This window comes from Caulobacter sp. GW456-12-1-14-TSB4 (genome assembly GCF_059424195.1).
Genome location: NZ_JBWKZF010000008.1, coordinates 1 through 16,923, shown reverse-complemented (window position 1 = coordinate 16,923; position 16,923 = coordinate 1). Strand labels below are relative to the sequence as shown.

Sequence of the window (16,923 nt, the reverse complement as noted above, 5' to 3'; positions counted from 1 at the left end):
CGGACCCACCATCCAAGGGCAGGAGAACGGCATGCGCGAGTACACCAAGTTCTATATCGACGGGGCCTGGGTCGATCCGGCCGCCCCCAAGCGCCTGGACGTCATCAACCCGGCCACCGAGGCGGTCGCCGGCGTGATCTCGATGGGCTCGGAGACCGATGTCGACCGCGCGGTCCGCGCCGCCCGCAAGGCGTTCGAGAGCTTCTCCCAGACCAGCCGCGAAGAGCGCATCGACATCCTCGAGCGCATCATCGCCGAGTACCAGAAGCGCTTCGAGGACATGGCCAAGGCCATCACCGAGGAGATGGGCGCCCCCGCCTGGTTGGCTCAGCGCGCCCAGGCCGCCATGGGCATCGGCCACGTCCAGACCGCCGCCGCCGTGCTCAAGGGCTACAAGTTCGAGGAAGATCGCGGCACCACCCGGATCGTCAAGGAGCCGATCGGCGTCTGCGCCTTCATCACGCCGTGGAACTGGCCGGTGAACCAGATCGCCTGCAAGGTCGCGCCCGCCCTCGCCACCGGCTGCACCATGGTGCTGAAGCCGTCCGAGATCGCGCCGTTCAGCGGCTATATCTGGACCGAGATCCTGCACGCCGCCGGCGTTCCGGCCGGCGTCTTCAACCTGGTCAACGGCGACGGCCCCACGGTCGGCGCGGCGATGTCCAGCCATCCTGAAGTCGACATGGTCTCGTTCACCGGCTCGACCCGCGCCGGCATCGAGGTGGCCAAGAACGCCGCCCCGACCGTCAAGCGCGTCCACCAGGAGCTGGGCGGCAAGAGCCCCAACATCATCCTCGACGACGCCGACTTCGCGCGCGCCGTCGGTGGCGGCGTGGCCTCGGTGATGATGAACTCGGGCCAGTCGTGCAACGCCCCGACCCGCATGCTGGTCCCCGGCGCGCGCATGGACGAGGTCATCGCCATCGCCAAGGCCGCCGCCGAGGGCCACACGGTCGGCGACCCGAACGGCAACCACAAGATGGGCCCGGTGGTCTCCGAGGTGCAGTGGAACAAGATCCAGGGCCTGATCCAGAAGGGCATCGACGAGGGCGCCACCCTGGTCACCGGCGGCGTCGGCCGGCCGGAAGGCCTGGACAAGGGCTACTATGTGAAGCCGACCGTCTTCGCCAATGTGAAGCCCGACATGACGATCTCCAAGGAAGAGATCTTCGGCCCGGTGATCTCGATCCTCGGCTACGACACGGTCGAGGAAGCCGTCACGGTCGGCAACGACACCGAGTACGGCCTGGCGGCCTATGTCTCGGGCGGCGACCCGGAGGCGGTGCGGAAGGTGGCTTCGAAGCTCCGCGCGGGTCAGGTGAACCTGAACGGCGCCAGCCCCGACCTGATGGCCCCGTTCGGCGGCTACAAGATGAGCGGCAACGGCCGCGAGTGGGGCGACCACGCCTTCGGGGAGTTCCTCGAGACGAAGGCGATCCTCGGGTACGCGCCGAAGGTGGCGGCGGAGTAGTCAGCTTGCATTGAGTTTGCTGAGGGCGGGGCTGTGAGGCTCCGCCCTTTGTCTGCTAATCGCGGTTGACGTTGTCGCTTGTCGAGCTGTCGGGGTTGTCTCTGGCATATTCCCGGCCATTGATCGTCACGACATGAGTACCTGGGTGCTCACCCCGCTTAATCTCAGCCACGATGTTTCGCCGAGGCACATTCTGCCGCGCACCAACATCGTAGTGCTCGTTGCGTCCATTTGGGCCGTCGTTCCGGCCTCGAATTCTGCTCATAGATAGATGATCCAGTTTCGGAGGTTCCCCCTCGGAGGTATGTACCACGTTTGTTCGCGATTCTGGAATGCTCGTTTCTCAAATGATGGTGGTCATCAAGGCTACTATATTTGGCTAGTAGATAGTGACCTGGTCAGCCCGGCGATCGTCTCGCCGTGAGATGTAAGGCTGGCGCCCTTCCTGGAAGGAAGGTCTTTTCACGACAAGCAGGGCGCCTACCGGAAACCCTCTCTCTTTGAGAGAGGGAGGGGCCCGCGCCGTAGGCGTGGGAGGGTGAGAGGTCAGGCGAAGCCCGTGGACGATCTTGACGCTGTTGCGAGCTACGTGCCGGCGCGCCGGTTGGCGGTGTAACCCCTCACCCTCCCACCGCCTTCGGCGGCGGGCCCCTCCCTCTCCCTATGGAAGAGGGATTCAGATACGCTCCCCACCATGAGCGATGAACGCCCCGACGAGACCCCGATCCAGCGCGCCCTGCGCCTGAAGCAGGCCGCGCTCGACGCTCGCCCCAAACCCCCGCGCGGCGGCAAGTTCCAACGACAGCAAGCCTCGAAGATCGCGGCGGGCAACTCCAAACCCTGGATGACGAAGTAATGGCCGGACTCAAGGACAAGCGCGGTTTCATCGACAAGGATCGCCTGGACCTCTCCGAGCGCCAGGCCGTCGAGTACTGGATGAAGCGCTGGGGCGTCACCCGCGACCAGATCACCGCCGCCCATCGCAAGGTCGGCCGGATGACCAAGGACATCGCCGCCGAGCTCGGCAAGAAGCGCTGACGCCCTACGCGGGAAGCTACTTCGCGCCGCTGATCGCCGCCGCCCCCTCGCGCTCGTCCCAGGCCAGGGCCCGAGGCACGCGCCGGACCTCCGCGCCGCGCCCGTCCAGCACGACGGTGTAGGGCACGCCCAGCGCGCCGAAGCGCTGGAGGTCGGCCAATGAGGCGTGGGCCAGCTTCAGGTGCGGATAGCGGCCCGCGAAGGCGGCCTTGGCGGCGGCGGGGTCGGTGTCGACCGAGGCCGCGATCACCACCAGGCGACCGCCTTGGCGCGCCGCCAGGCGGTCGAGGCTGGGCAGCTCGGCCCGGCACGGCGCGCACCAGGTGGCCCAGTAGTTGACCAGGACCGTCTTGCCGCGCAGGGCGGCCAGGTCCAGCGGCCGGCCGTCCGCGCGCCGCAGGGGCGGGGAAGGCGCGGCCGCGCCGGCGTCCGGCGACGTCGCCAGGACGATGGCGACCGCCGACAGGGCCAGCAGGCCCGATCGCGCCGCCGGCCTCAAAACGCCTGGTCCTTGACGGTCTGCCAGTTGTCGCCGGCGCGGGCGATGACGCCCTTGGGATCGGCGTCGAAGCGGGCCTGGGCCTTGTCGCTGAAGTTCACATAGAGCTTGCCGTCGACCACCTTGCCGGTCTCCGGATCGCCATCGACCTTGTGGCCGTACGACGTGCCGACCGCGCAGAAGCCGCCGAAGGCCGGCACATAGGTCGCCGGCGAGGCCAGGAAGGTCTTGCGATGGGCTTCGGAGGCGAACAGGTAGCGCGCGCCGCCGAACGCGGCCGAGATGGCCGCGTCGCCGTGGGTCGGCTTGCCGGTGTCGAAATAGGCGACCGGGTCATAGCCGCGCAGGCCAAGGCCGCTCTCGTCGACATTGATCGCCGCCGTCGAGCCGGTCACGCCGGCGACGGCGGGGGAGGCGGCGAGGCCGATCGCGACGGGCGCCAGCGCCAGCAGGAACGCCGCGCAGACGCGGGACTTGAACGCAACCATGGACATTTCCTCTCCTGAGCCCGCCGACCGTTCGGTCAGGCCGCTGAGGACTTCGATCCAGGAGGCCGGAAGGTTACGGGCCGCGATGAAGAAAATGGCGAGGCGGTCGCCGCGCTCGGCAAGACGCGTTGACGTTCGGCGGACTTGGACTGCTCTTCTGGTTCAGGATTTTGCGGAGCACTGCCATGGAGGCGGTCTTCGCGGTCGCCGGCGTCGTGCTGGCCCTGGGTTCGGTTTCGGCTTTCGCCGACGAAGACCAGCGCTTCGACGGGGCGGCCCGGCAGGCGCGCTAAGCGGTCGTATCCGTGTCATCGTTTGCATGGTCTCCTCTGCGAGTCGGAGACGAAGTCGGCGAGGCGACCGGTATGGCGGGCGTGGACGTTGGTGGCGTTGAACTGGAATTCCCGTGCCCAGAGTGCGGGGCGGAGGTGCGCGCGGCCATCGAGGCCGTGCGCATGTTGCCGGTGCTGGACTGCCCGGCGTGCGGGACGCGCTTCGGCCTCGACCTGGAGGCGTTCAGCGCCCGGGTGACGCAAGCCGAGGCGGCGGCCAAGGCGGCGCGGCGGCGAAAGGCCTGAGGTCACGCCGTAACGGCAACCTTGCCGCGCGCCCGGCTTCCGCTACCGTCATTCCCAACAGAATAAGACCTGAGGGAGTGAGACCATGACGCCGCCAGATGGCGCGTCGCCTTCCCGCGACGTGTCCAGCGTTCCGTTCAAGCCCCTGGCCATGAAAGGCCCCGACGTCAGCGTCGAGCGGCGGCCGGACGGCTCGATCGTCATCACCTCCAACCATGCGCCCGGCGAAGGCCCGCGCTCGATCGCCCACCTGATCGCGCAGAAGGCCGCCGAGCATCCCGACCGGCCCTACATCAAGCAGCGCGAGCCCGGCCACGGTCCCTGGCGCGCGATCAGCTACGGCGAGGCGTTGCGAGCGGTCGAGGGGATCGCCCAATGGCTGCTGGACCGAGGGCTGACCAACGACGACAGCGTCATGATCCTGTCGGGCAATTCGATCGAGCACGCCCTGATGACCTTGGGCGCCTATACCGCCGGCGTCCCGGCCGCGCCGATCAGCCCGGCCTACAGCCTGATCTCGACCGACCATGCCAAGCTGAGGCACTGCTTCGACAAGGTCGCCCCGCGCGTCGTCTTCGCCCAGAGCGGGCCGATGTTCGCCAAGGCGCTGGAAACCCTGAAGGCCATCGACCCGACGATCGCGGTGATCACCGCCGACGGGGCGGAGGGGACCATCCCCTTCGCCGAGGTGGCCGGCACGACGCCGACGGCCGCCGTGGAGGCCTCCCGCGAGACCCTGGGTCCGGTGACGGTGGCCAAGTACCTGTTCACCTCCGGCTCGACCGGCCTGCCCAAGGCGGTGCCGCAGACCCACGGCATGATGGCGGGCGTGATCGCCGGCCAGGAAGGCATCCGCACCGACGAACCCACGGGCGAGATCCCCCAGAGCCTGGAGTGGATGCCCTGGAGCCATATCTCGGCCGGCAATATCGGCTTCAACGGCGTGCTGTGGGCCGGCGGCACCCTGCACATCGACGAGGGCAAGCCGCTGCCGGGCATGTTCGAGACGACGATCAAGAACCTCTACGAGGTCTCGCCGATCGTGTTCGGCTCGGCCCCGATCGCCTTCTCGATGCTGGCCGAGGCAATGGAGAGCGACCCGGCGCTGCGGGCCTCGTTCTTCAAGAACCTGCGCTACATGGGCTATGGCGGCGCGACGCTCAGCAACGACGTCTACAACCGGATGCAGGCCCTGGCGGTGGCCGAGACCGGCCAGCGCATCCCGCTGACCACCATGTACGGCGCGACCGAGACCCAAGGCATCACCGTCACCCACTGGATCACCGAGCGCGTCGGTCTGGTGGGTCTCCCACTCCCCGGCATAGCCCTGAAGCTGGCCCCCAATGGGAGCAAGTACGAGGTCCGCGTGAAGGGACCGACCGTGGCCGCCGGCTACCACAAGGACCCGGAGCGCACGGCGGCGGCCTTCGACGAGGAGGGCTTCTACAAGCTGGGCGACGCGGCGCGGTTCGTCGATCCGGAGGACCCGGCCAAGGGCCTGGTGTTCGACGGCCGGGTGACCGAGGACTTCAAGCTCGACAGCGGCACCTGGGTCAGCGTCGGCGTGCTGCGTCCCGACCTGGTGGCCGCCTGCAGCCCCTACATCCACGACGCGGTGATCACCGGCCAGGACAAGCCGTTCATCGGCGCGATGCTGTGGCCTTCGCCGGCGGGCTTGCAGGCCCTGGTCGCCGATCCGGGGCCGGGCACGCCGCTGGAAAAGCTGGTGGCGATCCTGCGCGAGCGGTTGGGCGCGTTCAACGCGGGGGCCGGCGGGTCTTCGCGACGGATCGGGCGGTTCACGATCCTGACCGAGCCCCCCTCGATCGACGCCGGCGAGATCACCGACAAGGGCTACGTCAACCAGCGCTGTACTCTGGATCGACGGGCGGAGCGGGTGGAGGCGCTCTACGCCAAGACGCCGGGCGAAGGGGTGTTCGCGGTCTAGCGCCTCACCACTTCATCCCGCTGCGCACCAGCACGGCGGTCTTGTCCGACATGCCCATGGCCATCAGGTCGGCCGGCTTGGCGGGCGGGGTCTTGGCCATGGTGGGCCAGCCGTCGTGATATTCCAGCGCCGCGACATCGACCTTGCCGGCGCCCGTGGTCGTGAAGCTCAAGGTGACGCCGTTGGGGTCGGGCGCGTGATAGGTCACGGACGACCACTGACCGGCCTCGGTCTTCAGTGTGATCGGCCGGCCGTTCAGGCGCGGCGAGGCCAGCGGGCCGCTGGGACGCAGGCGGATGCTGACCATCTCGGCCCCCGGCGCGGGGATCAGTCGGACCAGCAGGCGGTCCTCGGCGCGGTCGACGGTCAACTGCGGGGCCTCGACCGGCACGGCGCGGGTCTCCGACATCCAGACCGGGTTGCGCCAGAACGGAGCCAGCGGCGATTGCTTTGGGGCCGAGCCGCCGTCGTCGGGCAGGACACGCTTGGTCCAGGCGTCCAGGCGCGCGGCCTCGGTCAGGCGCCAGGCCTTGCCGGTCGAGAGGTCGGCGACATGCAGGGCCTGGGTCACGGCCGGACGGCCAGGCTCGCCGCCGCCGCGCGCGGCATTGGCGATCAGGGCGATCCCGGCGATGGCCAGCACGCCGGCGGCGCGCCAGGCCCAGCGGGTGGCGGCGAAGTCATGGGCCAGGGGCGATAGGGCCGGCGCGGCCAGCATGGCGAACAGGGCCAGGACTGCCGGCTCCATCAGTCCGACGCCGGCGAAGGTCCACGAGCCCCAGGCGGTCAGCTGGGCGGTCGACAGCACGGCCAGGAGGCCGACAGCGAAAGTGAGCGCCAGCGCCACCCGACGGTCGCGCGCGCCGCCGACGCCGATGACCAGCGCCGCGCCCAGGGCGGCGACCAGCAGCGGCCAGGTCAGCATCACCGTCGCGCCGGGGGCCAGGACTTGGGCGGCGGTGGCCAGGAGCAGCAGCACGATCATCCCGCCGATCCAGGCGCCCAGCACCTCGGTCCTGTAGCCCAGCGACAGGGCGGCCAGCACGCAGGCGGCGACGCCGAGGCCGAGGCCAATGGGATCGAAGCCGCCGACCAGGCTGCACGCCCCGCCGAGCGCCAGGGCGACGGCGCAGGGGATGATCCGCCGCGCGCCGCGCGCCTGGGCCGTGGCCACGCCCAGGCCGACGGCGACCACCAGCAGGCCGCAGCCCCACAGCAGGTAGTCGAAGCGGGTCAGGATGCCGTAGTAGCGCTGGACGTCGTCGATCATCATCAGTCGGCCGGCCAGGTGCAGCACGGTGGCGGCGCTGGTCGCGGTCAGCAGCAGGCCGGTGACGCCCCGGGCGATCTCCCAGCCGCTGGCCGCGCCGAGGCTCAGCGTGCGCCAGGCGGTGAAGACGATCAGGACGGCGGCGAGGCCCAGCAGCACCCAGCCGACGACCGGCGGATAGCTGATCAGGAACAGGCCCAGCACGTCCGAATAGATGGCGTTGTCCGTCTTGGCCGGCAGGGTCGGCGCGTCGGCCAGGGCCCGGATGGTCGGCAGGGCCTGGTCGCCCATGTGCTGCAGGCTGCCGCGCTCCAGGTGATCAGGGCGGGCCAGCGGCGTGTGATAGGCGAGCTGGTCGTCGATGAAGGCCAGGTTCAGCCCGGGCAGGCCCTTCTTCACCGCGTGGGTGAAGTCGGTGTCGTTGGGCATCTTCTCATAGACCGTCGAGGCCAGCGAATTGGCCGACGGGCCCTTGGCCTCGCGGGCGAAGACGCTCATCAGCGCGCCGTTGCCAGGGCCGGTCTGGAACATGGCCGCGCGGCCGGCGTCGCCGCGCGCTTCCATGTTCACCACCAGGCCCACGCGCTCCAGCGTCGGGTCGCGGTTGAAGAAGGCGTCGGCGCCCAGCAGGCCCGCTTCCTCGGCGTCGGTGAACAGGAAGATGACGTCGCGGGCGTGCGGCCCATTGGCCTTGAGGGCGCGGGCGATCTCCAGCGCGGCGGCCGTGCCGGTGGCGTCATCGGCGGCGCCGGGCGAATTGTGGACCGAGTCGTAGTGGCTCATCACCAGGATGGCCGGCAGGCTGGGATCCTTGCCGGGCAGGACGCCGATCAGGTTCTGGACGGCGGCCACGGTCAGGCCGCGGCCGTTCTGCGACTTGGCCCAGAAGCCCTCGCCGGATCGGATCGAGACCTGCAGCCCCAGTTCAGTGATCCGTTCGCGCAGGTGGTCGCGGACCTTGGCGATCTCGGCCGAGCCCGTCGGGTGCGGTTTCTGGGCGATGGTGGTGACGTCGGCCATGGCGCGGTCGGCCGAGAAGTCCGTGGCCGGAGCGCTGGCGGGGACGGGCGTAGGGGTCCTCTGGCTCCAGACGCCCAGCGCCAAGCCGATGGCCAGGCAGATCCAGAAACCCAGGAAGCGGATCGTCTTCATGGCGTGGCTCCGGAGCGTGAACGATTCCCCAAAGCCCATGCTGAGGTGATGCGCCGCGATCGCAAACCCCTCTCGAAAAGCTCCGACCAAAGAAAAGGGCGACCCGGTCGCCCGGATCGCCCTCCCTCTTCCGAAAGCCGGCGGCGCCTTGTGCGCGCCGCCGGTTCCCCCTCCCGGCTAGAACTTTGCCATTTAGAACTTGGAGCGCAGCGTCACCCCGTAGGTGCGCGGCGCGCCCAGGAACGCATCGTAGGTGATGGTGTCCAGGGCCGGATTGTAGGTCTTCTGCGTGGCGCTGAGGCCCGAGGAGCCCTGCAGGGTGCCGTTGAAGGCGACCTGATAGTACTTCTCGTTGAACAGGTTCATGCCCCACAGCTCGACGGTCCAGCGGTCGTCGTCCGCGCCGATGCCCACGCGGCCGTTGACCACGGTGAAGGCCTTCTGGACCTTCGGCGGGAACAGGTCCGAACCGGTGTTGTAGGACGAGCTGTACTTGGCGCCGATGTTGAAGCGGGCCTTCAGGTTGCCGCCGACCGGGGTCTCATAGGTCATCGAGCCCGAGGCGGAGTACTTCGGGGCCAGCGACATGCGGCTGCCCGGCAGCAGGGCCAGAGCGTTGCCCGGGTCGTTCGGGATCGCCTGGTCGCCGTACTCGGTCAGAGCGTAGGTCAGGCCGCTCTGGATCATCAGGCCCTTGACCGGCGTGAACCACAGGAAGTCGGCGTCGACGCCCTTGGACGTCACTTCCGGGATCGAGCGGACCACGAACGAGGTGCCCAGGAAGGTGTTCAGCTGGAAGTCGGTGAACTTCTGATAGAAGCCGCTGACGTTGAAGAGCACCGTGCGGTTGAACAGGGTGTTCTTCAGGCCGAGTTCATAGCTGTCGACGAACTCCGCCGGGAACGAGGTGTCGAAGATCGGCGTCACGCCGTTGCCGCCCGAGGGCAGGCCGTTCGACGACTGGGTGCGGTCCAGGTTGAAGCCGCCGCCCTTGTAGCCGCGCGCGTACGAGGCGTAGCTGAACACCTGCGGCGAGAAGCGGTACGAGGCCTTGATCGTGCCTGTCCATTCCTTGTCGGTCCGCTGCTGCTTGGTGCCGCGGTTGTTGAACAGCGGGTTGGCCCAGGGCAGGCAGAGGTTGCCGATGACGGTCGGGGCGGCGGCCGCGCCGACGATGCCGGCGATGCGGGCCTGGCCGGCCGGCGACAGGGCCGTGCCGCAGCCGATGCCGCCGTCGCTGGTGGTCTGGAAGGTGTTGAGCTTCTTTTCTTCGGAGGTGTAGCGCAGGCCGGCGGTGATCTCGAACGCATCGGTCACGTGCCAGGTGTCGTTGGTGAACAGGGCTACCGTGGTGGAGCGCTGGTCGTAACGGTCATAGAGGCCCTGGCCGGGCGTGAAGGTGGTGTTCGGGGCGCGGCCGGTCAGCAGCGACACGAAGTTGGCCACGCCGCCCGGGGCGACCGAGGCCGACAGCAGGCGGCCCAGATACTGCTCGTAGTCGTTGCCATAGAGGAAGTTGGCGCGGGTCGCGAGACGCTCGTCCGCCAGGAAGGCGCCGAACATCCAGTCGAACTTGTCGCTCTTGCCGGCCAGGCGCAGTTCCTGGGTGTAGGTCCGGAACTCCGAATAGTTGGTGCCGTCCTTGTTGCGGTAGGCGAGGTCGGCGAGGCTGAAGTCGGCGTCCTGGCCGTTGTCGGTGCGCCAGTTGCGGATGGCCGAGATGCTGGTCAGGGTGCCGATCGGCAGGTCGATGTCGCCCTGCAGCGAGACGCCCTTGTCCTCGATCGTGGCGGGCGCGCCGCGGTTCGAATAGGCGATGCGATCGAACGGCTTGGCCGTCGTGGCCAGCGGCTGGGCCTGGCCGGAGACGATGCCGAGGACGGCGGCGGTCGGGCCGGTGCGGATCTGCACGGCGCCGCAGCAGTTCTCGTCGCGCTTCGAATAGTCGGCGATGACGCGGAACGTGGCCTGGTCGTCCGGCACGAACAGTAGCTGGCCGCGGATGGTGTAGAAGCCCTGGTCGGCGTCCTGGTCGCGCGAGGACGGACCGCGGCCGGTGACCACCTTGTTGAAGCCGTCGCGCTCGCGGGCGGCGACGTACAGGCGGCCGGCCAGCTTGTCGCTGTACAGCGGGCCGGTGACCGAGGCGGCCGCGCCGTGGGCGTTGTAGTTGCCCAGGGTCACTTCGCCCGAGGCGCCGAAGCCGAACTCGGGCTCCTTGGTCACCACGTTGATGACGCCGGCCGAGGTGTTCTTGCCGAACAGGGTGCCTTGCGGGCCCTTCAGCACCTCGATGCGCTCCATTTCGCCCAGGTCGCCGAAGCCGACGCCGTTGCGGGGGCGATAGACGCCGTCGATCACGACGCCGACCGAGCTTTCCAGGCCGGGGTTGTCGCCGACGGTGCCGACGCCGCGGATACGGGCGGTGGTCGAGGCTTCCGACGAGGTCGAGGTCACGGTCAGGCCCGGCGTCAGGATCGTCAGGTCCTTGATGTCGCGGACGCCGGTGTCCTGCAGCAGCTTGGCGCCGACGGCGGTCACCACGACCGGCACGTCCTGCAGGTTCTGTTCCCGCTTCTGGGCGGTGACGATGATGCTGTCGACGGTTTGTTGATCTTGAGCCTGCGCGGCGCTTGCAGCGCCCATACCGGCGAGGACAACAGCGGACGCAGTGCCGCAAAGCACCTGGGTGAAGCGCATTTCCTACCTCTCGGTTTATCGGCCGAAAGCGCTTGCCCGCCCCCAGCTCGTTTTTCGTTGTTCCGTCGAACGATTGTTCGAATGGATAGCCAAGGGTTAGGCGCCACTTCCGGGATCGGCAAGCGAAATCCCTTGCGAGTCCTAGGTTCTGACGATTTCTGTTGCCGGGAAGCGACAGCTCTCGCGCGCCGTCATCAAAATTCGAAAGTGGCTTGCGCGCGCGGCGAGTGGGTCTCATTTGGCGACCCATGAGCTTCTCGCCCGCCTATCGCCCCGATCCGCGCTTCCAGGCCCTGGGCCGCGACTTCGCCGACCCGGTCGAGGCCGCCGACTTTCCTCAAACGATCCTGCGATTCCGTAACCAGCGCGCGGCGGCGACCGTCGGACTGGAGAGCCTGAGCGACGAGGCCTGGGTCCGCTGCTTCGGCCGCTTCGAGCCGCTGCCGGACAACCAGCCGACGCCGCTGGCCATGCGCTATCACGGCCACCAGTTCCGCGTTTACAACCCCGACCTGGGCGACGGCCGAGGCTTCCTGTTCGCCCAGCTGCGCGAGCAGGGGACGGATCGCCTGCTGGACCTGGCCACCAAGGGCTCGGGCCAGACGCCCTGGTCGCGGTCGGGCGATGGCCGGCTGACCCTGAAGGGCGGCGTGCGCGAAATCCTGGCCGCGTCGCTGCTGGAGGCGCTGGGCGTTCCGACCTCGCGGGCCTTCTCGCTGGTCGAGACCGGCGAGGCCCTGACGCGCGGCGACGAGCCCAGCCCGACCCGTTCGGCGGTGCTGACCCGGTTGTCGCACAGCCATATCCGCTTCGGCACATTCCAGCGCCTGGCCTATTTCGATCGGCGCGACCTGATCGTTCAGTTGGTCGATCACGTGGTCGAGACCTACTTCCCGCATCTGGCCGACGCGCCCGACCGGCCGGCGGCGCTGCTGGAGGCGACCGTGGCGGCCAGCGCGAAACTGCTGTCGCGCTGGATGACGGCCGGTTTCGTGCACGGGGTGCTGAACACCGACAACATGGTCGTCACGGGCGAGAGCTTCGACTACGGCCCCTGGCGGTTCCTGCCGCGCAATGACCCCAACTTCACGGCCGCCTATTTCGACCACCAAGGGCTCTACAGCTTCGGCCGCCAGCCCGAGGCGGTGTTCTGGAACCTGCAGCAGCTGGCCGCCTGCCTGACCCTGGTCACCGACCAGGCCGGAATCCTGGCGGCGCTGAACGGCTTCTCCGACGCCTATCGCCTGGCCCTGCGCGGCGCGATGCTGGACCGGCTGGGCGTGAAGGGCCGCAACCCGGACGAAGACGTTGAGTTGGTCAACAGCGCCTTCCGCGCTCTGGCCGAGGGCGGCGAGGCGCTGCGCTGGGAGCCGTTCTTCTTCGACTGGTTCGGCGGGGAGGCTTCGACTGGCCGGGCGATGGATGGTCCGCGCGCGCAGCTCTACCGCACCGAGACGTTTGAGACCTTCCGTCGACGGTTGGCCGACTTCGAATCCGACCGGCCCGAGCGCCTGGCCGATCCCGTCTTCCAGCGCCCCGAGCCGGAGGAGCTGATCATCGAGGAAGTGGAGGCCCTGTGGGCGCCGATCGCCGAGCACGACGACTGGGCGCCGCTGAAGGCCAAGCTGGACAGGATCGAGGCGGCGCGGGTCGCTTACAGCCTGGGCGACAAAAACGCCGCACCCTGAGTTTTTTCATTCGGACGCGGAACGACCGTCAAGTTTCCGTCTTACAGTTCCGGCACAGTGCCTGAGACGAACGCCCGCGTGGAGATTCCCAATGCGCATCTTCCAACCGATCATGCTGGTCTGCGCCGTGGCCATGTCCTTCATGGGCGCCCTGGGCATTCCGGGCTGCTTCCGCGCCATCGGCGAGTGCCTGCGCGACCGTCCTGAGCTGGCCTAGCCGCTCCCTTTAAGCGCTGAGCGCTTCTCGCTGAACGGCGGTTTCGCGCGTCAACCGACGGCGAGCGGTGACGCTGAACGCCGTAAGGAACTTCTCCAGGAACAGCCACGTCGCCTGGTCGTGATCCAGGTGATGGGTCAGAAGACCAATGGGCTCATCCCACTGGCCGGCGGCGCGACGTTGCGCCAGCAGCCGCCGCATCCGGATCAGGAACTTCCAGGTCCCCCGGAACCGGCCGCCGCCCTTCCAGCGTAGGACGTCCAGGTGTGCGTCGAGACGCGTGACGCCGCCGTCCGACCCGCTGTTGAAGTCAAAGGCTGACACCACCGAAATGGACGAGTCGGGCAGGACCTCCAGCAGTTGCGGCTGCAGATTGTTCCACGGCGGCACGAACAGCGTCGGGGCGGCGCCGGCGCGGTGGAAGGCCGCCACGGTGGCGCGTAGTTGAGCGCGGACCCAATCGATGTCGTCGCTGTCGATGATCTCGCCGAACCCCTGGCCTTCCGGCTGGCGGTTGACGTGGGTGAAGCCGTGGACCGCCAGCTCGACGTCCGGCTCGTCGTCCAGGCGGCGGGCCAGAGACGGCAGGTTGGGACCAGCGATCGCGGCCAGGGTCAGCGGCGCGTCACGGCGGCGCGACAGGCTGATCAGCCGCTCCAGCGCGCCGGTCGGCGCGCGGGCGTCGTCATCGCGCCACCACAGCACCGGCGCATGGCCGGCCTTGGCCCAGAGCGCGAGCTCGGACCCCAGGACCAGGCGGAAGGCGAGCGGCAGACCGGCCATAGGGCTTACTGGCCGGCGGCCTCGACGCGGCGCAGCGGCAGCGCGGCGGCGGCCGGGCGCTCGGCCTTGGCCGCCTTGGCGCGGGTGCGCAGGATCTCGCGAGCCCGCAGGTTCGACAGGATCGGATAGAGGCCGGCCATCAGCGAAATGAGGAAGCCCAGGTCGCCTTCCTTGTAGCCCTTGCGCGAGACGTAGCACTTGAAGAACCGGCGCACGCCGCGGAAGGCGTCGTCGGCCAGGCCCTTGATCTTGCCGTTGTCGGCCAGGTCCTGGGCCTTCAGGGCAGTGTAGCGGCCCAGGCGCGCGAACATGTCGGCGATGTCCTCGTCGACCATGTGGACCAGAGGCGTCTTCAGGCGGCCGCCATAGGCGCCGTCCAGCTTGGCGCCGGGATGGACTCGCTCGGCCTTCCACGACTTGACGCCGCGGCGGAACAGACGCGCGGCCGAGGCCGTGCCGAACGAGCCGCCCCAGCCGTGGCGGACGAGCTGCTCGCCGACATAGTTGTCGATCGGGATCTGGTACCAGTCGGCGGCGTCGGCGCGCTCGACGGTCTCGCGGATTTCCTTGGCGAAGGCCGGGGTGACGCCTTCGTCGGCGTCCAGCTCCAGGATCCAGTCGCCGGTGCAGCGGGCGATGCCGGCGTGCTTGCGCGGGCCTTCGATCGGGAAGATGCCGGCGACCACCACGGCGCCATAGTGGCGGGCGATGGCCTCGGTGCCGTCGCTGCAGCGGTCGGCGACCACGACGATCTCGTCGCAGAACGCCAAAGCCGACAGGCAGGCGTGCAGACGCTGCTCTTCGTTGTGAACGCAGATCAGGGCCGAAATCTTGGCCATCACAGTATCCTCGATCGAACGACCACGCCCCCGCAGCCGCTTCGATGAGAAGACGCCGCCGCACGCGGCCGCCCTCCGGTCCCGCGCATGACAAATGTTTAAGCTTTGCAACAAATTGCCCCCAAAGTGGGGGAGGCGGCGACGCCTAGAAGTTGGCCGACAGGGCCAGGCTCCACGTGCGCGGGCGTTGCGGCGTCACCTGGCGGACCTGGCCGAAGCTGAACGGGTTGCCATAGGCGAAGGTGTCGCTGGAGCTGTTCCAGGGATTGCTGACGAACAGGGCCGCGCGCCAGCGGTCGGTCAGCATCTGGGCCGACAGCTTGCCGGTGTAGTAGCCGCCCATGGTCGGCGAGAAGCGCGGGTCGAAGGTCAGGCGGGACTCGCCGATGTATCCGGTCTCGGCCGTCAGCATCAGGTTAGCGTCGGCGGTGATCGGCCGCTGGTAGGTGACCAGGCTGCCGAACGAGACGTCCGGCACGCCGGGCAGGCTGGCGCTGTCGGTGATGCCGTAGCCTGGCGCGATGCGGGTCAGCTTCGGCGCGTTGAAGAGGGCGTTGCCCTTCAGGGTCAGGTGCGGCGTGACCTTCCAGCCCGCTTCAAGCTCCAGGCCCCGGTTGCGGCCGTCGCCGATATTGGCGGTGTAGGACAGGCCCGAGGCGAAGTACTGATCGGTCTGGATGTCGCGCCAGTCGTCGTAGAACAGCGCCGCGCGCAGGTTCACCCGCCCGTCGAACGGGTTCAGCGTCGCGCCGATCTCGTAGTTGCGCAGGTGGTCGGGCTGGAACACGCGCCGGTTCTCGGACGGCGTGGCCAGGCCCCCGGAATTGAAGCCGCCGGCGCGGTAGCCTTCCGAACTCAGGGCGTAGATCATGCCGCCGCGCGCCAGGTCGCGCTGGATCGAGACCTTTGGCGAAAAGCCGCTGAACGAGGCCTCGCGGTCCAGGTCGCGCGACTGGCCTGGGGCTGGGGCGGTGACGTAGGAGCGGGTGTGGACCGTGGTCTTGAACGACCGTCCGCCCAGCGCGACCTTCCAGTTGCGACCCAGGTCGTAGGTCGCTTCGCCATAGAGGGCGTACTCGTTCAGCCGATCCTTGCGGTTCTCGTCATAGACGCTGCGGGTGACGTTGTTGGCGCGGGCCCGCAGGTCGTAGTCGCCTTCCTCGATGCTGGTGGCAAGGAAGCCGCCGATCATCCAGCGCAGCCGACCCACGGCCGGCGCGGTGTAGATCATGTCCTCCACCACCATGCGCACACGGGCGGATTCGTCGTAGACGCCCAGCTCCAGGGCCTCTTCGGAGAACTCGCTGAGCGAGACGGTGGCGTCGTAGCGGCTGGCGTAGCGGTGGGTGACGTAGCCGGTCACCGACTCGAACTGGCCCCAGTCGCCCGAGCCGCTGACCTTGACCGAGGTCTGAGCCAGGCGGTTGCGGTGGATCTCGCGCACCTGGTTGGCGCGGCGGGGGCCGCCAGGCGTCAGGGTGACGTACTGGGTGTCCTTGGACGAGACGCTCTGCAGGGCCGTGCCCAGCTTGACCTGCCAGTCGCCCAGGTTCACGCGCCAGGCCGCGCGGCCGCCCCGGCGCGTGGTCTTGTCGACGTTGGACAGGCGCAGGTTGACGTCGTCGAGATAGCCGCCATCGACATCGTAGTAAGCCGCGACCCGGACGGCCGAGAGCTGGCCGATCGGCGCGTTGACGACGCCTTCGGCGCGATAGCTGTTCGAGCCGGACTCGGTGGTCGCGATGGTCGAGCCGACCGAGGCCGAATAGGTCCCCAGCTCGGGCTGGCGGGTGACGATGCGGTAGATGCCCGACAGCGAGCCGCCGCCATAGAGCGAGCCTTGCGGACCGCGCAGCACCTCGACCCGGTCGACATCGATCAGCCGCAGGTCCGGGTCGGGGGCGTTGTAGTTGACCGGCACCTCGTCGAGATAGGTGCCGACCGTCGACTGGGTGCGGCCGGTGAAGGTGCCGTCGGACAGGCCGCGCAGCAGGATCTTGTTGCGCGCCGCCCCCAGGTTGGTGGTCATGAAGCCGGCCGTCTGGCGGGCCACCGAGGCGGTCTCGCCGACGCCGGTGTCCTGCAGCTGCGGCGAGGCGATGACACTGACGCCGCCGGGCAGGGCGCCCAGGCGGGGCGAGCGCTTGCCGGCGTTGATCACCAGCGGCGCCAGGGGCGCGATCGCCTCGGGCGTGGCGATCGTCGGCTGGGCGGCGACCACCGGACGCGGCGCGGGCGGCGAGGCGGGCGGG

At 68.8% G+C, this 16,923-nt stretch carries 13 protein-coding genes and 1 pseudogene; 7 read left to right on the top strand and 7 right to left on the bottom strand.

Annotated features, from left to right (window positions below):
- The first annotated feature begins 31 nt into the window (after positions 1 to 31).
- From AC07YH_RS09480 to AC07YH_RS09470, 3 genes and pseudogenes are all read left to right on the top strand, one after another.
- A complete protein-coding gene (locus AC07YH_RS09480) occupies positions 32 to 1,471 on the top strand; it encodes an aldehyde dehydrogenase family protein (RefSeq protein ID WP_494746759.1) in 1,440 nt (479 codons plus the stop codon).
- Positions 1,472 to 2,090: 619 nt separating this feature from the next.
- A pseudogene (locus AC07YH_RS09475) lies at positions 2,091 to 2,327 on the top strand (hypothetical protein); the annotation flags it as partial.
- Positions 2,327 to 2,509 (top strand): DUF3606 domain-containing protein, encoded by a 183-nt coding sequence (locus AC07YH_RS09470; RefSeq protein WP_047413801.1) that lies wholly within the window; start codon positions 2,327 to 2,329, stop codon positions 2,507 to 2,509. The pseudogene AC07YH_RS09475 and the gene AC07YH_RS09470, both read left to right, overlap by 1 nt.
- A 16-nt stretch (positions 2,510 to 2,525) precedes the next feature.
- Here AC07YH_RS09470 and AC07YH_RS09465 read toward each other — a convergent pair whose 3' ends face one another.
- On the bottom strand, positions 2,526 to 3,008 hold the full coding sequence (locus AC07YH_RS09465) for a TlpA family protein disulfide reductase (protein ID WP_494746758.1): 483 nt from the start codon (positions 3,006 to 3,008) through the stop codon (positions 2,526 to 2,528).
- The gene (locus AC07YH_RS09460; protein WP_494746757.1) at positions 3,005 to 3,502 is read right to left on the bottom strand and encodes a YHS domain-containing (seleno)protein; all 498 of its coding nucleotides are present in this window, start codon (positions 3,500 to 3,502) and stop codon (positions 3,005 to 3,007) included. Before AC07YH_RS09460 ends, AC07YH_RS09465 begins: the two co-directional genes overlap by 4 nt.
- 359 nt (positions 3,503 to 3,861) lie before the next feature.
- On the opposite strand from AC07YH_RS09460, the gene AC07YH_RS09455 reads away from it, so the two are divergent.
- Together AC07YH_RS09455 and AC07YH_RS09450 are read left to right on the top strand one after the other, a co-directional pair.
- A complete protein-coding gene (locus AC07YH_RS09455) occupies positions 3,862 to 4,074 on the top strand; it encodes a hypothetical protein (RefSeq protein ID WP_494746756.1) in 213 nt (70 codons plus the stop codon).
- An 85-nt stretch (positions 4,075 to 4,159) separates the two neighbouring features.
- Positions 4,160 to 6,022, top strand: coding sequence for an AMP-binding protein (locus tag AC07YH_RS09450; RefSeq protein ID WP_494746755.1), 1,863 nt, complete (start codon positions 4,160 to 4,162; stop codon positions 6,020 to 6,022).
- 4 nt (positions 6,023 to 6,026) lie between these two features.
- On the opposite strand, the gene AC07YH_RS09445 is transcribed toward AC07YH_RS09450, so the two are convergent.
- Both AC07YH_RS09445 and AC07YH_RS09440 read right to left on the bottom strand, forming a co-directional pair.
- Positions 6,027 to 8,444 (bottom strand): M20/M25/M40 family metallo-hydrolase, encoded by a 2,418-nt coding sequence (locus tag AC07YH_RS09445; protein WP_494746754.1) that lies wholly within the window; start codon positions 8,442 to 8,444, stop codon positions 6,027 to 6,029.
- 192 nt (positions 8,445 to 8,636) lie between these two features.
- Positions 8,637 to 11,144, bottom strand: coding sequence for a TonB-dependent receptor (locus tag AC07YH_RS09440; protein WP_494746753.1), 2,508 nt, complete (start codon positions 11,142 to 11,144; stop codon positions 8,637 to 8,639).
- 248 nt (positions 11,145 to 11,392) lie between these two features.
- Between AC07YH_RS09440 and AC07YH_RS09435 the strand changes: the two genes are divergently transcribed.
- A complete protein-coding gene (locus tag AC07YH_RS09435; protein WP_494746752.1) occupies positions 11,393 to 12,832 on the top strand; it encodes a protein adenylyltransferase SelO in 1,440 nt (479 codons plus the stop codon).
- Between the two features lie 91 nt (positions 12,833 to 12,923).
- A complete protein-coding gene (locus tag AC07YH_RS09430; protein WP_494618783.1) occupies positions 12,924 to 13,049 on the top strand; it encodes a hypothetical protein in 126 nt (41 codons plus the stop codon).
- A gap of 9 nt (positions 13,050 to 13,058) precedes the next feature.
- Here the strand turns inward: AC07YH_RS09430 and AC07YH_RS09425 are convergent, their stop codons facing one another.
- The 3 genes from AC07YH_RS09425 to AC07YH_RS09415 form a co-directional block, all read right to left on the bottom strand.
- Entirely contained in the window at positions 13,059 to 13,832 is a 774-nt protein-coding gene (locus AC07YH_RS09425; protein ID WP_494746751.1) for a polysaccharide deacetylase family protein, read from the bottom strand.
- A gap of 5 nt (positions 13,833 to 13,837) precedes the next feature.
- Positions 13,838 to 14,671: a glycosyltransferase family 2 protein gene (locus AC07YH_RS09420; protein ID WP_494746750.1), complete on the bottom strand. Its 834-nt coding sequence runs from the start codon at positions 14,669 to 14,671 to the stop codon at positions 13,838 to 13,840.
- A gap of 145 nt (positions 14,672 to 14,816) precedes the next feature.
- The coding region (locus AC07YH_RS09415; RefSeq protein ID WP_494746749.1) for a TonB-dependent receptor at positions 14,817 to 16,923 on the bottom strand (2,107 nt) is incomplete at its 5' end.

Bases quoted from the DNA above. Each gene is read 5' to 3' on its own strand.
- AC07YH_RS09455 (WP_494746756.1), top strand. From the start codon at position 3,862: ATGGCGGGCGTGGACGTTGGTGGCGTTGAACTGGAATTCCCGTGCCCA.
- AC07YH_RS09460 (WP_494746757.1), bottom strand. From the start codon at position 3,502: ATGTCCATGGTTGCGTTCAAGTCCCGCGTCTGCGCGGCGTTCCTGCTG.
- AC07YH_RS09445 (WP_494746754.1), bottom strand. From the start codon at position 8,444: ATGAAGACGATCCGCTTCCTGGGTTTCTGGATCTGCCTGGCCATCGGC.
- AC07YH_RS09450 (WP_494746755.1), top strand. From the start codon at position 4,160: ATGACGCCGCCAGATGGCGCGTCGCCTTCCCGCGACGTGTCCAGCGTT.
- AC07YH_RS09435 (WP_494746752.1), top strand. From the start codon at position 11,393: ATGAGCTTCTCGCCCGCCTATCGCCCCGATCCGCGCTTCCAGGCCCTG.
- AC07YH_RS09440 (WP_494746753.1), bottom strand. From the start codon at position 11,144: ATGCGCTTCACCCAGGTGCTTTGCGGCACTGCGTCCGCTGTTGTCCTC.
- AC07YH_RS09480 (WP_494746759.1), top strand. From the start codon at position 32: ATGCGCGAGTACACCAAGTTCTATATCGACGGGGCCTGGGTCGATCCG.
- AC07YH_RS09470 (WP_047413801.1), top strand. From the start codon at position 2,327: ATGGCCGGACTCAAGGACAAGCGCGGTTTCATCGACAAGGATCGCCTG.
- AC07YH_RS09425 (WP_494746751.1), bottom strand. From the start codon at position 13,832: ATGGCCGGTCTGCCGCTCGCCTTCCGCCTGGTCCTGGGGTCCGAGCTC.
- AC07YH_RS09430 (WP_494618783.1), top strand. From the start codon at position 12,924: ATGCGCATCTTCCAACCGATCATGCTGGTCTGCGCCGTGGCCATGTCC.
- AC07YH_RS09420 (WP_494746750.1), bottom strand. From the start codon at position 14,671: ATGGCCAAGATTTCGGCCCTGATCTGCGTTCACAACGAAGAGCAGCGT.